We start from the raw sequence: 15232 nt of genomic DNA on the forward strand, positions 1-15232 counted from the left end.
TTGGCGACGGTCGCAGTGTCCGATCAGGCCACCGCACCGCTGAGGTGTTCGTACAGGATGGTGGAGCCGATGATGATCAGGATCACGCCACCGATGATCTCGGCGCGCTTGCCGACCATGCCGCCCAGCACGCGGCCGAGCATGATCCCGCAGGTGACCATGGTCAGCGTGCACAGGCCGATGACCAGCGCCATGACGCCGATATGCACGTCGAGGAAGGCCAGGCCGATACCGACCGCCATCGCATCGATGCTGGTCGCGAATCCGGTCATCGCCAGGCGCCAGAAGCCGTGGTGTTTGCTGGTGTCGTCTTCCTCCGCACCCTCATCGGGGCGCAGGCCGTTGATGATCATGTGCACGCCCAGCGCACCGAGCAGGCCGAACGCGATCCAGTGATCGAAGGCCTCCACGTACTCCAGCGCAGCGCGGCCGAGCAGCCAGCCGATCACCGGGGTGATGCCTTCGATGACACCGAAAATCAGGCCGGCGCGCAGCGCGTCGGAGAAGCGCGGTTTGCGCATGGCCGCGCCTTTGCCGATCGCCGCAGCGAAGGCATCAGTGGACATGGCAAAGCCGATCAGCAGGATCGAAACAGGGGACATTGGGGTACGCGGCAGGTCGGGCGATATCGAGCAACGGACCGCGAACGCGCCCAACCTGTCGTTGCGCACGCGGACCGCTGGTCTCGCCAACCAAGATGGTTGCCCGCACCACGGCGCACTGGCCGAGTATGTTGATACGGGCGATTCCTTCAACAGGAATCCGGCTACTCCCCAAGGGGACGCGAAGCTTAGCACCGGGCCTGCGGCGTGGAGCGTTTGCGACGAATTGCGCAGGTAACGCTGGAATTCATAGCTTCGGCTATAACGCCGAAGGCGTTATAGCCGAAGCGGGTAGATCCACGCCATGCGTGGATGCTGTTCTTTCCGGCACCGCGTCATCCACGCATGGCGTGGATCTACTCCTCTTCCGGCGGCAACACGATCTGTTCGTCGTCGATGGCTAGCTTGCCGGCCATCAGCACCGCCTGGGTGCGGTTGGTGACGCCCAGCTTGCGCAGGATCGCGGTGACGTGGGCTTTGATCGTCGCTTCGGAGACGTTGAGGTCGTAGGCGATCTGCTTGTTGAGGCGGCCGGCACCGAGCATCTGCAACACCCGGAACTGCTGCGGCGTCAGCTCGCGCAGGCGCTGGCCGATCTCGCGTTCCTCGCGCCCGGTCTGGGGCACGTTGTGCGCTTCCGGTGGGGCCCAGGTCTCGCCATCGAGAATGGTGCCCAGTGCATGACCGATGGTGTCCGAATCGGCGGATTTGGGGATGAAGCCAAAGGCGCCGTGGTCGAGCGCGCGTCGCATCACCGTCGGTTCCTCACGTGCCGACACCACCACCACCGGCAGCTGCGGGTGCAGGGCACGCATATGCACGAGCGCGTTGAAGCCCTGCGCGCCGGGCATGTTGAGGTCCATCAGGACCAGGTCGGCGTCGGTGTGCTGGTCGGCCAGCTGGTACAGCGCTTCCACGCTGTCCGCTTCGTACAGCTGCACGCCGGGGATGACGCGTTGCACGGCCCCGCGAAGGGCTTCGCGGAACAGCGGGTGGTCATCGGCAATCAGGAGGGTCGTCATGGTGGGGGCCATGTTGCGGAGGCGTGCAGCGACGCAACGAAAAAGTCTATCGAGATGACAGCCCCCTGAGTCAGGGGGCGAAGGGTTACTTCACTTCACTTTCCGCTCTTCCACCAGCGAGGCCACGACCGACGGATCGGCCAGGGTCGAAGTGTCGCCGAGCTGATCCGGTGCGTTCTCGGCGATCTTGCGCAGGATGCGGCGCATGATCTTGCCCGAGCGCGTCTTGGGCAGGCCCGGCGCCCACTGCAGATGGTCGGGCGCGGCGATCGGGCCGATCTCCTTGCGTACCCAGGCCACGAGCTCCTTGTGCAGTTCATCGCTCGGCGTCTCGTCGGCGATCAGGGTCACGTAGGCATAGATGCCCTGGCCCTTGATGTCGTGCGGGAAGCCGACCACGGCCGCTTCGGCCACCTTGGGGTGCGAGACCAGCGCACTCTCCACCTCGGCAGTGCCGATGCGGTGCCCGGAGACGTTGATCACATCGTCGACGCGGCCGGTGATCCAGTAGTAGCCATCTTCGTCACGACGGCAGCCGTCGCCGGTGAAGTAGCTGCCCGGGTAGGTGCGGAAGTAGGTGTCGATGAAGCGCTGATGGTCGCCGTAGACGGTGCGCATCTGGCCCGGCCACGAATCGCGGATGATCAGGTTGCCTTCGGTGGCCCCCTCCTGGATCTCGCCATCGGCATTGACCAGCGCCGGCTGCACGCCGAAGAAGGGCAGGGTCGCCGAGCCCGGCTTGAGATCGACCGCGCCGGCCAGCGGCGAGATCAGGATGCCGCCGGTTTCGGTCTGCCACCAGGTATCCACGATCGGGCAGCGGCTGTCGCCGACCACCTCGTAGTACCAGCGCCACGCTTCCGGATTGATCGGCTCGCCGACGCTGCCGAGCAGGCGCAGCGAACTGCGCGAGGTGCGCTTGACCGGTGCATCGCCTTCGCGCATCAACGCGCGGATCGCAGTGGGGGCGGTATAGAAGATGGTGACCTGGTGCTTGTCGATCACGTCCCAGAACCGCGAGGTGTTCGGGAAGTTCGGCACGCCTTCGAACATCACCGAGGTGGCGCCGTTGGCCAGCGGGCCGTACACGATGTAGCTGTGGCCGGTGACCCAGCCGACATCGGCGGTGCACCAGTAGATGTCGTCTTCGCGCAGGTCGAACACCGCTTCATGGGTGTAGGCCGCGTACAGCAGGTAACCGCCGGTGGTGTGCAGCACGCCCTTGGGCTTGCCGGTGGAGCCGGAGGTGTAGAGGATGAACAACGGATCCTCGGCATTCATGCGCTCGGGCTCGCACTGCGCCGGCTGCGGGTCCACCACATCGTGGAACCAGCGGTCGCGCGGGGCCTGCATGTCCACCGCGCCGCCGGTGTGGCGGACCACCAGCACCGTTTCCACGGTGGTGGTGCCGGGCAGCTTCAACGCCGCATCGACATTGGCTTTGAGCGGAATCTTCTTGCCACCGCGAAGACCTTCGTCGGCGGTGATGATCAGCTTGCTGCCGCAGTCGATGACGCGGTCGGCGATCGAGTTCGGGGCGAAGCCGCCGAACACCACCGAGTGGATCGCACCGATACGTGCACAGGCCAGCATGGCCACGGCGGCGTCGACGATCATCGGCAGGTAGATGGTGACCCGGTCGCCCTTCTTGACGCCGAGGTTGCGCAGCGCGTTGCCGAGGCGGCAGGTGCGCTCATACAGCTCGCGATAGGTGACGCCCTGCGCCGGGGCATCGGGGCTGTCCGGTTCAAACAGCAGGGCGATCTTGTCGCCGCGTTTGTCGAGCTGGCGATCCAGGCAGTTGACGCTGGCGTTGAGCTCGCCATCTTCGAACCACTTGATGCGGAAATCGTCGAGCTGGTAGCTGACGTTCTTGATACGGGTCGGTTTCCTGAACCAGTCCAGGCGCTCGGCGGCCTTGCCCCAGAAGGCATCCGGATGCTCCACCGATTCACGGTAGAGCTGCTGGTACGTGTTCTTGTCGATCCGCGATGCCGCGGCGAACGCGGCGTCGACGGGGTAAAGATCAGCCATGGCACCCTCACTTGCACGTTGACTTGGGTTGTGCGGTCGCAGCATAAGCGGCGACCTCTCCCCCTCAGTTTGCCGCATCCACCCGCCTGCGCGGTGTCGAGGTGGTTAGACCATGGTCGAACGCCGACCACCCCTATATGACATGGCAGCCGACCCCGGTAGCTCACGACCGTTGGTCGTGAGGCAAGGCGTACCGACCAATGGTCGGTACCTGCGCGGTGCCTGCGGCACCTGCCGGTTGCCTGCCGGCGCCCGGGTCGTACTCGCCCGTTGGGGCGAGTACGACTAATGGCCAATAGCTTCGGTGCGTCAACGCGCCGCACCCTCGGGTCGACCGTGCCCCATGCGCGGCATCACCTTGCCACCCGGGAGAGAGGGCAACATGAGCCACCGTTTGCTGAGGACGACACGCCGGCCGTTGGCCGCTGCCATGTTCGTCGCACTGATCGCGCCAGGCATGGCGTTCGCCGAAACCGCAAAAGAGAAAGCCCTGGAAGCCCGCGTCGTCGAGCTGGAGCGCCAGGTCCAGCTGCTGCTGAACAACCAGCAGCAACAGCAGGTCCAGATCAGCCAGGCCCAGACCGATGTCACCGCCGTGCGCACGGTCCAGGCACAGCAACCGGTGGCGGCCACGGTGCCGGCCGGCAAGCAGCCGATCCAGGTCACCACCATCACCCCTGGCGCCGCGCCAGGGACCACGGTCAAGATCGGCGGCTTCATCAAGGCCGATTTCCTCGCCACCCAGACCGGCGACGGTCAGCTGGCCGACGATGCCACCGGCCGCGCGCTGTATCTGCCGGGCCAGACCCCGGTGGCCGGCGCCGGCGGCAGCGGCAAGCGTTCGGACGTGGATTACAACGCCCACGCCAAGTTCTCGCGCTTCAATCTTGGCATCGACAATGTCAGCGAGGCCGGCAACAAGTCCGGTGCGTTCTTCGAGATGGACTTCTTCGGCAACTCGCTGGGCAACCAGACCGCGACCAATACCTACGGTGCGACCCTGCGTCACGCCTACATGTACTGGAACAACTGGATGGCCGGCCAGACCTGGTCGAACTTCATGGACGCGGCCTCGCTGCCGGAAGCCGCCGACTTCGTCGGCCCGACCGATGGTGTGATCTTCGTGCGCCAGGCACAGATCCGCTACACCCAGGGCGGCTTCAGCGTCGCGCTGGAAAACCCGGAAACCACGCTGCTCACCGGTACCCGCAACCCGGTCACCGGCGCGTGGACCAACGTGGCCAGCAACTCCGATCGCGGCGCGCTGCCGGATCTGACCCTGCGTTATGGCTGGAAGGGCGATTGGGGCACCTTCGGTGTCGGCGGCGTGGTCCGTCAGCTCAAGGTCGACAACCAGACCACCGGTGCCGATGCGGACAAGATCGGCGGCGGCCTCACCCTGGGCGGCAAGTGGGTGATGGGCCCGACCGATACGCTGCATTACCAGGTCACCGGTGGCGAGGGCATCGCACGTTACATCGGCCTGGGTGTCACCGCCGATACCGCGTATGACATCGCCCGCGACGAACTCAATCCGACCGGCGTCCTCGCCGGTTACGTGGGCTGGCGCCATGCCTTCACCCCGAAGCTGCGTACCAACCTGATCTACGCGCGCAGCGATTACGACAACGACGGCAGTCTCGGCCCGCTGGTCACCAAGAGCGTGCAGAGCATCCGCGGCAATGTGTTCTACACACCAATGCCCAAGGTCGATGTCGGCGCCGAGCTGATGTACGGCGTGCGCGAGATCGAGGATGGCCGCAAGGGCGATATCAGCCGTCTGCAGCTCACGACGAAATACAGCTTCTAAAAGAAAAAACGATTGCCGGTGTACAGCCGGCACAACACAACGATTGCTTCGGAGGGGAAGCGTCCTATGTCCACCACACCCGCACCAACAAAAGCCCAACTTACCCAGGGACACAAGAAGGTCATCTTCGCGTCCAGCCTGGGTACTGTCTTCGAGTGGTACGACTTCTTCCTGTACGGCTCGCTCGCCGCGATCATCGCCAAGCAGTTCTTCAGCGGCGTCAATGAAACCACGGGCATGATCTTCGCCCTGCTGGCGTTCGCGGCCGGCTTCTTCGTGCGCCCGTTCGGTGCGGCCTTCTTCGGCAGCCTCGGCGACCGCATCGGCCGCAAGTACACCTTCCTGGTCACGATCCTGATCATGGGCATCTCGACCTTCCTGGTCGGCGTGCTGCCCAACTACGCCTCGATCGGCTTCGCCGCCCCGGTGATCCTGATCATCCTGCGTCTGGCCCAGGGCCTGGCGATGGGTGGCGAATACGGTGGTGCCGCGACCTACGTCGCCGAGCATGCACCGGCCGACAAGCGTGGCCTGTACACCAGCTTCATCCAGTGCACCGCGACGCTCGGCCTGTTCATGTCGCTGCTGATCATCCTGGCCTGCCGCTACTTTCTGGGCAATGAAGCGTTCGAAGCCTGGGGCTGGCGTATTCCGTTCCTGGTCTCGATCGTGCTGCTGGGCATCTCGGTGTGGATCCGCCTGCAGCTGAGCGAATCCCCGCTGTTCCAGCAGATGAAGGCCGAAGGCAAGGGCTCCAAAACCCCGTTCCGTGACAGCCTCAAGGACGGCAACCTCAAGCTGATGCTGCTGGTCCTGCTCGGTGCCGCAGCCGGTCAGGCCGTGGTGTGGTACGGCGGCCAGTTCTACGCGCTGTTCTTCCTGAGCAGCATGCTCAAGGTCGACGCGACCACCTCCTACCTGCTGATCGCCGCCGCGCTGGCGCTGGGCGTGCCGTTCTTCATCTTCTTCGGCTGGCTGTCGGACCGTATCGGCCGCAAGAAGATCATCCTGGCCGGCTGTCTGCTGGCTGCCATCACCTACATCCCGATCTTCAAGGGCCTGACCCACTTCGCCAACCCGGCCATCGAAGAAGCCCGCACCAACTCGCCGGCGCTGGTCAATGCCGATCCGAACACCTGCTCGTTCCAGTTCGATCCGGTCGGCCTGCGCAAGTTCACCAGCTCCTGCGACGTGGCCACCGCGGCCCTGACCAAGGCTGGTGTGCCCTATGAAGTGAAGCCGGCACCGGCCGGTACGCTGGCGACGGTGTCGGTGGGCAGCGCCGAGGTGACCTCGTACGAGGCTGCCGGCCTGACCAAGGAAGAGCTCAAAGCCAAGGGCGATGCCTTCGGTGGCGAGCTGAAGGGCGCACTCAGCACCGCCGGCTACCCGGCCAAGGCGGACAACGCGCGCATCAACATCCCCGGCACGATCTTCATGCTGTGGCTGCTGGTGCTGTACGTGACCATGGTCTACGGCCCGATCGCCGCCTACCTGGTCGAGCTGTTCCCGACGCGTATCCGCTACACCTCGATGTCGCTGCCGTACCACATCGGCAACGGCTGGTTCGGTGGCTTCCTGCCAGCGATTTCCTTCGCGCTGGTGGCCGGTACCGGCAACCTCTACTACGGCCTGTGGTACCCGATCATCATCGCGTTGATGACGGTCGTGGTCGGTGGCCTGTTCCTGCATGAAACCAAGGATGTGGACATCACCAAGTAACGGTGATCCACACGGCAGGACGAAGGGGCCGCGATGCAGATCGCGGCCCCTTCTCTTTACGGGGTAGTGCCGGCCGCTGGCCGGCTCCCGAAGAACCTACGGAGAAGCGTGTGAGGCTGCCGGCCAGCGGCCGGCACTACCGATCCCGCCATCACGCAGCCTGCCGCTATAGTCGGCCCATGAGCGATGCCCACACCGATCCCGCTGCACTGCCCGCGATCGTGCAGACCCTGCGCACCGCCTGGCAGGCCAACCGCCCGACGCTGGAACAGCGCCGCGATGACCTGCAGCGCCTGCGCGCTGCCCTCAGGGCGCGCCTGCCGGACATGGCCGCGGCGATCTCGGCCGACTTCGGCCACCGTTCCACCCACGAATCGCTGATCGCCGATGGCATGACCGTGCTCGGCGACATCGACCACCTGTGCAGCCACCTGCGCGGCTGGATGCGGCCGCGCCGGGTCGGTGTCGGCTGGCGGTTCTGGCCGGCGCGCGCACAGACCCGCCCGGTGCCGCTGGGCGTGGTCGGGGTGATCTCACCCTGGAACTACCCGGTCAATCTGGCGCTGATTCCGCTGGCCACCGCGATCGCCGCCGGCAACCACGTGATCCTCAAGCCGTCCGAGCACACCCCCCGCACCAGCGCCTTCCTGCAGTCGCTGTTGGCTGACGTGTTCCCTTCCGATCGCGTGGCGGTCGTGCAGGGCGATGGAAACCTCGCCAGCGCCCTGGCCGGCTCGCCGCTGGACCACCTGGTGTTCACTGGCTCCACCACCATCGGCCGCAAGGTCATGGCGGCCGCCGCCGAGCACCTGACCCCGCTCACGCTGGAGCTGGGCGGCAAATCCCCGGCCATTGTCTGCAGCGACTACCCGTTGGAGAAGGCCGCCGCGCGCCTGGCCACCGGCAAGTTCTTCAATGCCGGCCAGACCTGCATCGCGCCGGACTACGTGCTGATCGACGGCCATCGCCAGCGCGAGCTGGTGCAGCAGCTGCAGACCCAGGTGCAGGCGCGCTATGGCGATTTCAGCGACGCCGCCGATTACACCCGGATCATCCACGACGGCCAGTACCAGCGCCTGCGCGGCTATCTCGATGAAGCCCGCGCGCGGGGCGTGCCGGTGATCGAACTGGCCACGGTCGATCCCGAGCGTGCGCGCCGCGAGCGGCTGATCGTGCCGACCATCGTGCTCGATCCGCCGGCCGATCTGGCGCTGATGCGCGAGGAGATTTTCGGCCCGATCCTGCCGGTCTGCGCGTATCCGGATCTGGACGCCGCCATCGCGGCGGTGCAGTCACGTGACCGCCCGTTGGCGCTGTACGTCTTCAGTCACGAGCGTACGCAGGTGGAACGGGTGCTGGCCCAGGTCGTGGCCGGCGGCGTCACCGTCAACGACACGCTGCTGCATTTCGCGGTCAATGGGCTGCCGTTCGGCGGCGTTGGCCCGAGTGGCATGGGCGCCTATCACGCGCGCGCCGGTTTCGATGCGATGAGCAAGCAGCTGCCCATCCTGTGGCAGTCGCGCTGGGCCGCCAGCGATCTGCTCAAACCGCCGTATTCGAAGATCGCCGGGATGTTGAAGGCGATGGTTCGGTGAACCTTGCTGTGTTGCACGGTAACGTCGAGACTTGCTCGGCTGCCCGGGTCCCGCGCAAAAAATCGAACCGATGCGCTGGTGAGCCGATTACCACGGCTATTCGGCTCACGCGGACGTGCCTAAGCATCGGGCCTGATCGAGCTTGGCGTTGAGAAAATAACGATCAACGCCTTGGTTGCGACGATCGGTTTTCGTGGAACCACGCATAGGCCGCAGCTTCAAGATCGCCTTCCTCGGCGATCACCGAACCGTCCTCGTCCAGCAGGGTGTAGTGGCGCTGGTCACCGCCCAGCGCGGCGCTGCCATCCAGCCCGAGCAGCAGGGTGTAGAGGGTGTCGGTGGTGAAGACATCGAGCATCTCGCGCAACTGCTGGGTCTGCCCGGGCGACAGGTCCAGCGCGGCGATTCTTGCTGCGCACGCTGTGCCTGGGGTCCATGCCATGGCGAGCAGGTTCGCTTTCTCCGCGTACCACCTTGCTACGAAGGCATCTGCGTTCATTGAATATCTGCGCTACCAGGGTGGGCCACAGCCTAGCGGGGGGACGCGGGCATGGGGCAAAAAATCTGCGTGCCCGGACGCGAGAGGCTGCCGGCCAGCGGCCGGCACTACCTGCGCCACCGACCAACGGCCGGTGGCTACCGGTAGAATGGCGCACATGAAAATCGCCTCGTGGAACGTCAACTCGCTCAACGTGCGCCTGCCGCACCTGGAACAATGGCTCACGGCGTTCGCGCCGGACGTGGTCGGCATCCAGGAAACCAAGATGGAGGACCACAAGTTCCCCGACGCGGTGCTGGCCGGGCTGGGCTACCGCAGCGTGTTTGCCGGGCAGAAGACCTACAACGGCGTCGCGCTGCTCTCGCGCGAACCGGCGCAGGACGTGCAGATCGGCATTCCCGGTTTCGAGGATGAGCAGAAGCGCGCGATCGCCGGCACCGTCAACGGCGTGCGCATCATCAACCTGTACGTGGTCAACGGCCAGGACGTGGGCACCGACAAGTACGCCTACAAGCTGCGCTGGCTGGAGGCCGTGCATGCCTGGGTCGAGGCCGAGCTGGCGAAGTACCCGGAGCTGGTGGTGATGGGTGACTTCAACATCGCGCCCGATGCCCGCGACGTGCACGACCCGCTGGTCTGGAACGAGAACCACATCCTGACCTCCACTGCCGAGCGCGGCGCCCTGGACACGCTGCTCCAGCTGGGCCTGCACGATGCCTTCCGCCTGCACAGCGAGGAAGAGGGCGTGTTCAGCTGGTGGGACTACCGGGCGGCCGGCTTCCGTCGCAACCTGGGCCTGCGCATCGACCTGACCCTGGTCTCCGACGCGCTCAAGGCGCGCGCGCTGGCCTCGGGCATCGACCGTGAGCCGCGTACCTGGGAACGCCCCAGCGACCATGCCCCGGCCTGGGTGCAGCTGGGCTGATCGTGGAAACAACAAGGCCCGGCAGTGCCGGGCCTTGTTGATCAAACGGGGTACGTGCGGTCGTTACCGCACGTTTCTGCGCGTAAACAGATTCACGATCGCGAGCAGGATCACTGCGCCGATCAACGAGAACAGGAACGTGCGGATGGTGATCGCTTCATTGATGCCACCGCCGAACAGCCAACCGGCCAGCAATGCGCCGACGATGCCGACCACGATGTTGAGGATGATGCCTTGCTGCGCGTCCCGCTTCATGATGATGCTGGCAAGCCAGCCCACGATGCCGCCGACGATCAACCAGATGATGATGCCCATAACGTTGACTCCCTCTGTGCGGTTGCAACCCCTGCAGTGGACGGCACACGCTGTGAAATCGTCGTGCAGCCGCGATGGCGGAGCCGTGGCATGACCCTGCCGGCGACGCTGGACGGCCCTTGGCGCTTCGGGCCGGTCACGGTCTGGCGCCTGCCGCATGTGCCGGGCACCCGGGGCGAGCCCCAGGCCCGGGTGCTGCTGGCCGAGCAGCTGGGCGGGGCGCCGGATGAGCTGCCGCTGCAGCGCGACCCGCGCGGCCGGCCAGCGCTGCATGGCCCGTTGGCGCATATCGGCACCGGCTGGAGCCACAGCCACGGGCAGCTGCTGGTCGCCCTCGGGGAAGGCGTCCGCCTCGGCGTGGACCTGGAGCCGCTGCGCCCGCGCCCACGAATGCTGGAAATCGTGCAGCGCTTCTTCCACCCGGCCGAGATCGCCTGGCTGGAATCGCTGGACGAGAACGCCCGCAACCATTGGTTCTTCCGCGTGTGGTGTGCCAAGGAAGCGCTGTTGAAGGCGCAGGGGCAGGGCATCTCCTTCGGTCTGCACCGGCTGCAGCTCGCGCCCGGCATCGACGGTGGCCTGCACCTGGCCTGGTGTGATCCGGAACTGGGTCCGGCCGAGCGCTGGCACCTGCATGAGTGGCAGGCAGCCGACGATTTCCGGGCCGCGCTGGCCTGGCATGCCATGTGAGATGGGGCGCCGACCCGCGGTCGGCTCTACCGACCTGCGATAATGGTCCCATGACAGAACACACCCTCCCCGCTGGCGTGGCCGATGCGCTTGAGCGCGGCTTGGCCGCCATGCAGCTGGATGCCGCGCTGGCACCGCCGCTGCTGACCTACCTGACCCTGCTCGATCGCTGGAACCGTACGTACAACCTGACGGCCATCCGCGACCCGCTGGAGATGGTGACCCGCCATCTGCTCGATTCGCTGGCGATGCAGCCATTCCTGGAGACCGGCACCCTGGCCGATCTGGGCACCGGCCCCGGGCTGCCGGGCATTCCGCTGGCGATCGCGCGCCCGCAGCTGCAGGTGACCCTGGTCGAGAGCAACGGCAAGAAAGCCCGCTTCATGCGCGAGGCCGTGCGCCAGCTGGGCCTGGGCAACGCCCGCATAGCCGAGTCGCGTGCCGAGGCGCTGGCCGAACCGGCCGCCTATGACCATTTGACCGCCCGCGCGATGGATACCCTGGCCGGGATCATCCGGGTTGGTGGGCATCTGCTGCGCCCGGGCGGCCGCCTGCTGGCGATGAAAGGCGTGTACCCGCACGACGAGATCGCGCAGCTGCCCGCCGGCTGGTCGGTGGAGAAGGTGGTGCCGCTGAGCGTTCCCGGGTTGACCGGCGAGCGCCATCTGGTGGTGGTCACCGGCCCGTGAGCCGGTGACCTCACCGCCTGCATCGCCCGCCCTACGGTCGTCCCGCCCCCCTCCCGCGGTGGCCCCACGCGGCGCCATCGGCGTGCCCGTGGGCTTCGCTGCTGTGTTGCGGCGCGTGCCTTCCGCGCATCTCACAGTGCATGACACGCCCCATATACGCATAATGACCAGTCCCACTCCCTGCCGATGAGGCTCACCCGCATGGCCCGCATCATCGCCATCGCCAACCAGAAAGGTGGCGTCGGCAAGACCACGACCGCTGTCAATCTGGCCGCCTCCCTGGCTGCTGCACCCAAGCGCGTGCTTCTGGTCGACCTCGATTCCCAAGGCAATGCGACCATGGGCAGCGGCGTGGACAAGCGCGAAGTCGCCGCCTCCACCTGTGATCTGCTGCTGGGCGAAAGCACCGCGGCCGAGGTCCGGGTGAAGACCCCGGAAGGCTTCGACCTGCTCCCGGGCAACATCGACCTGACCGCCGCCGAGATCCAGCTGATGGACCAGAGCGAGCGCGAGCAGCGCCTCAAGCGCGCGCTGGCCCCGATCCGCGACGAATACGACTACATCCTGATCGACTGTCCGCCGGCGCTGTCGCTGCTGACGCTCAACGCCCTGGCCGCCGCCGATTCGGTGATCGTGCCGATGCAGTGCGAGTACTACGCGCTGGAAGGCCTGAGCGCGCTGGTGGAAACCATCGAAGCGCTGCGTGCCAACCTCAATCCCGCGCTGGAGATCGAGGGTGTGCTGCGGACCATGTTCGATGTGCGCAACAACCTGGCCAATGCCGTGTCGGCCGAGCTGACCGAGCATTTCGGCGAGCAGGTGTTCCGCACCATCGTGCCGCGTAATGTGCGCTTGGCCGAGGCACCCAGCCATGGCCAGAGCATCGTGGGGTACGACCGTGCCTCGCGCGGTGGCGTTGCCTATCTCGGCCTGGCCGGCGAGATCATCCGTCGCAACAACCAACGCAAGAAGGCCGACAAGGCCATGGAGACCGCCTGATGAGCACCAAGCCTGCCCTCGGCAAGAAACGCGGCCTCGGCCGTGGCCTCGACGCGCTGTTGGGGCCCAAGGGGGCAGTGACACAGGTGCAGGCAGCCGCCGTGGTCGAACCGCAGCCGGGTGAACGCCTGCGCAAGCTGCCGGTCGGCCACCTGCAGCCGGGCAAGTACCAGCCGCGCCGCGATATGGACGAGACCAAGCTCGCCGAGCTGGCCGAGTCGATCAAGTCGCAGGGCGTGATCCAGCCGATCCTGGTGCGTCAGCTGGGCCCGGACAGCTTTGAGATCGTGGCCGGCGAACGCCGCTGGCGCGCGTCGCAGCTGGCCGGCCTGGATGAAGTGCCGGTGGTGGTGCGTGAGCTGGAAGACCGCACCGTCATCGCGATGGCGCTGATCGAGAACATCCAGCGCGAAGACCTCAACCCGCTTGAAGAAGCCGAAGCGCTGCAGCGGCTGATCAGCGAGTTCGCCCTGACCCACGCCGAAGCCGCGCAGGCCGTCGGCCGCTCGCGTGCGGCGGTGTCCAATCTGCTGCGTCTGCTCGAGCTGCCGATCGCCATCCGCCTGCTGCTGGAAACCCGGCGGCTGGAAATGGGCCATGCCCGCGCGCTGCTCACCCTGGCGCCGGAACTGGCCAGCAAGCTGGCCCAGGAAGCGGCCGACCAGGGCTGGTCGGTACGCGAAGTGGAACACCGCGCGCAGCAGTTCGCTGCCGGCAAAGTGCCCGGCGCGCTGCGCAAGAAGCCCGCTGCCGCGGCGCCGCAGGCGGATATCGCCTCGCTGGAAACCGAACTGTCCGAGTCGCTGGGTACCCGCGTGGCGATTGCCCACGGCCGTGGCGGCAAGGGCAAACTGATCATCCATTACACCGACCTGGACACGCTGGATGGCGTGCTCGACCGACTTCGCGCACAGAAGGGCTGAGTCCCCGCAGGCGTCAGAGGATCTTCCCCAACCAATGAACCCCACCAAGGTCGACCGCAACCATCTGTTGCGTCTGACCGACCTGCCGAATGTCGGGCCGGCCTGTGAGAAAGATCTCCGTCTGATCGGCATCCGTGTGCCAGCGCATCTGCGCGGTCGCGATGCCTATGACATGTACGCGCAGCTGTGTCTGCGCACCGGGGTGATGCACGACCCCTGCGTGATCGATGTATTTCTGTCGGTGCTGCGTTTCATGCAGGGCGAAGCACCGCGGCCGTGGTGGGATTTCAGCAAGGAACGCAAGGCCACCCTGGCCAAGGAAGCGCCGCTCAGCCTCTGGTGAGGCGGGCCACCGGGACGCGCGGATCGCCACGCGTGCGTCCCGGGCACGCTGTATTGATACGTGGCTGCATGATGGACAGACCCCATGACGATTCTCGTGACCGGCGCGGCCGGTTTCATCGGCGCCAACACCTGCAAGGCCCTGCTTGAGCGCGGTGAGCGCGTCGTCGGCCTGGACAACTACAACGACTACTACGATCCGCAGATCAAACGCGATCGCGTGGCCGCGCTGTGCCCGGACGCCGACATCCGCGTGCTCGATCTGACCGACCGCGAGGGCCTGGCCGCGCTGTTCGACGAGATCCAACCGACCCGGGTCATCCACCTGGCCGCACAGGCCGGCGTGCGCTACTCGCTGGAGAACCCGCATGCCTACGTCGACAGCAACCTGACCGGCTTCGTCAACATGCTGGAGCTGTGCCGCCATCGCGGCGTGGCCCATCTGGTGTATGCCTCCAGCAGCTCGGTGTACGGCGATTCGGCGACCCCGCCGTTCTCCGAAGACCAGCGTATCGACAAGCCACGCTCGCTGTATGCCGCGACCAAGGCCGCCAACGAGCTGATGGCCTACACCTACGCCCAGCTGTTCGGGCTGCATGCCACCGGTCTGCGCTTCTTCACCGTGTATGGCCCGTGGGGCCGCCCGGACATGGCACCGCTGCTGTTCTCGCGCGCGGTGTTGGCCGGCCGCCCGATCGACGTGTTCAACGACGGCAAGATGCAGCGCGACTTCACACATGTCTCCGACATCGTGGATGGCATCCTCGGCGCGCTGGCGCATCCGTCCAGCGAGGTCGTTCCGCATCGAGTCTTCAACCTCGGCAACCACACGCCGATCGAGCTGGAGCATTTCATCGGGATCATCGAGGCCGCGGCCGGACGCCCGGCGCAGAAGGTCTACAAGCCGATGCAGCCCGGCGACATGATCCGCACCATGGCCGATACCACGCGCGCGCATGACGCATTCGGCTATGAGCCGGCCATGCCGATCGAGCGCGGTCTGCCGCCGGTGGTGGCCTGGTGCCGCGATTACTTCGGCGCTCACGCCTGACACACACACGCCGA

The 15232-nt window shown here is 66.2% G+C and carries 15 protein-coding genes; 10 read left to right on the forward strand and 5 right to left on the reverse strand.

Annotation, left to right across the window (positions count from 1 at the left end):
• Positions 1 to 23 precede the first annotated feature (23 nt).
• The 3 genes from K4043_RS05950 to acs all read right to left on the reverse strand — a co-directional run bounded on the left by K4043_RS05950 (position 24) and on the right by acs (position 3658).
• Positions 24 to 602 carry a manganese efflux pump MntP family protein gene (locus K4043_RS05950; RefSeq protein WP_123729786.1) on the reverse strand — a complete coding sequence of 193 codons (579 nt, stop codon included), beginning with the start codon at positions 600 to 602 and terminating at the stop codon, positions 24 to 26.
• A gap of 356 nt (positions 603 to 958) precedes the next feature.
• A complete protein-coding gene (locus tag K4043_RS05955; RefSeq protein ID WP_121040978.1) occupies positions 959 to 1624 on the reverse strand; it encodes a response regulator transcription factor in 666 nt (221 codons plus the stop codon).
• A 90-nt stretch (positions 1625 to 1714) separates the two neighbouring features.
• Positions 1715 to 3658 carry an acetate--CoA ligase gene (gene acs / locus K4043_RS05960; RefSeq protein ID WP_123729787.1) on the reverse strand — a complete coding sequence of 648 codons (1944 nt, stop codon included), beginning with the start codon at positions 3656 to 3658 and terminating at the stop codon, positions 1715 to 1717.
• Between the two features lie 382 nt (positions 3659 to 4040).
• Between acs and K4043_RS05965 the strand changes: the two genes are divergently transcribed.
• From K4043_RS05965 to K4043_RS05975, 3 genes are all read left to right on the forward strand, one after another.
• On the forward strand, positions 4041 to 5468 hold the full coding sequence (locus tag K4043_RS05965; RefSeq protein WP_265308580.1) for a porin: 1428 nt from the start codon (positions 4041 to 4043) through the stop codon (positions 5466 to 5468).
• A gap of 66 nt (positions 5469 to 5534) precedes the next feature.
• The gene (locus K4043_RS05970; RefSeq protein ID WP_123729789.1) at positions 5535 to 7190 is read left to right on the forward strand and encodes an MFS transporter; all 1656 of its coding nucleotides are present in this window, start codon (positions 5535 to 5537) and stop codon (positions 7188 to 7190) included.
• 179 nt (positions 7191 to 7369) lie between these two features.
• A complete protein-coding gene (locus K4043_RS05975; RefSeq protein ID WP_265308582.1) occupies positions 7370 to 8785 on the forward strand; it encodes a coniferyl aldehyde dehydrogenase in 1416 nt (471 codons plus the stop codon).
• Positions 8786 to 8948: 163 nt separating this feature from the next.
• On the opposite strand, the gene K4043_RS05980 is transcribed toward K4043_RS05975, so the two are convergent.
• Positions 8949 to 9284, reverse strand: coding sequence for a hypothetical protein (locus tag K4043_RS05980; RefSeq protein WP_265308583.1), 336 nt, complete (start codon positions 9282 to 9284; stop codon positions 8949 to 8951).
• 157 nt (positions 9285 to 9441) lie between these two features.
• Here K4043_RS05980 and xth point away from each other — a divergent pair, with 157 nt between their 5' ends.
• Positions 9442 to 10209, forward strand: a complete 768-nt coding sequence (gene xth / locus K4043_RS05985; protein WP_265308584.1) for an exodeoxyribonuclease III — start codon at positions 9442 to 9444, stop codon at positions 10207 to 10209.
• A 63-nt stretch (positions 10210 to 10272) separates the two neighbouring features.
• On the opposite strand, the gene K4043_RS05990 is transcribed toward xth, so the two are convergent.
• Positions 10273 to 10524, reverse strand: a complete 252-nt coding sequence (locus K4043_RS05990; RefSeq protein ID WP_123729793.1) for a GlsB/YeaQ/YmgE family stress response membrane protein — start codon at positions 10522 to 10524, stop codon at positions 10273 to 10275.
• A gap of 90 nt (positions 10525 to 10614) precedes the next feature.
• On the opposite strand from K4043_RS05990, the gene K4043_RS05995 reads away from it, so the two are divergent.
• From K4043_RS05995 to K4043_RS06020, 6 genes are all read left to right on the forward strand, one after another.
• Positions 10615 to 11214 (forward strand): 4'-phosphopantetheinyl transferase superfamily protein, encoded by a 600-nt coding sequence (locus tag K4043_RS05995; RefSeq protein WP_265308586.1) that lies wholly within the window; start codon positions 10615 to 10617, stop codon positions 11212 to 11214.
• A gap of 50 nt (positions 11215 to 11264) precedes the next feature.
• Positions 11265 to 11903 (forward strand): 16S rRNA (guanine(527)-N(7))-methyltransferase RsmG, encoded by a 639-nt coding sequence (gene rsmG / locus K4043_RS06000; protein WP_265308588.1) that lies wholly within the window; start codon positions 11265 to 11267, stop codon positions 11901 to 11903.
• A 201-nt stretch (positions 11904 to 12104) separates the two neighbouring features.
• A complete protein-coding gene (locus K4043_RS06005; protein WP_019185613.1) occupies positions 12105 to 12902 on the forward strand; it encodes a ParA family protein in 798 nt (265 codons plus the stop codon).
• Positions 12902 to 13825, forward strand: a complete 924-nt coding sequence (locus K4043_RS06010; protein WP_259261933.1) for a ParB/RepB/Spo0J family partition protein — start codon at positions 12902 to 12904, stop codon at positions 13823 to 13825. Before K4043_RS06005 ends, K4043_RS06010 begins: the two co-directional genes overlap by 1 nt.
• A gap of 34 nt (positions 13826 to 13859) precedes the next feature.
• Positions 13860 to 14168 carry a helix-hairpin-helix domain-containing protein gene (locus K4043_RS06015; protein WP_019185615.1) on the forward strand — a complete coding sequence of 103 codons (309 nt, stop codon included), beginning with the start codon at positions 13860 to 13862 and terminating at the stop codon, positions 14166 to 14168.
• Between the two features lie 84 nt (positions 14169 to 14252).
• Complete coding sequence (locus K4043_RS06020; protein ID WP_265308589.1) at positions 14253 to 15218, forward strand: SDR family NAD(P)-dependent oxidoreductase; 966 nt, start codon at positions 14253 to 14255, stop codon at positions 15216 to 15218.
• Positions 15219 to 15232 lie beyond the last annotated feature (14 nt).

Source organism: Stenotrophomonas sp. SRS1 (assembly GCF_026130205.1).
GTDB classification, from domain to species: Bacteria; Pseudomonadota; Gammaproteobacteria; order Xanthomonadales; family Xanthomonadaceae; genus Stenotrophomonas; species Stenotrophomonas rhizophila_B.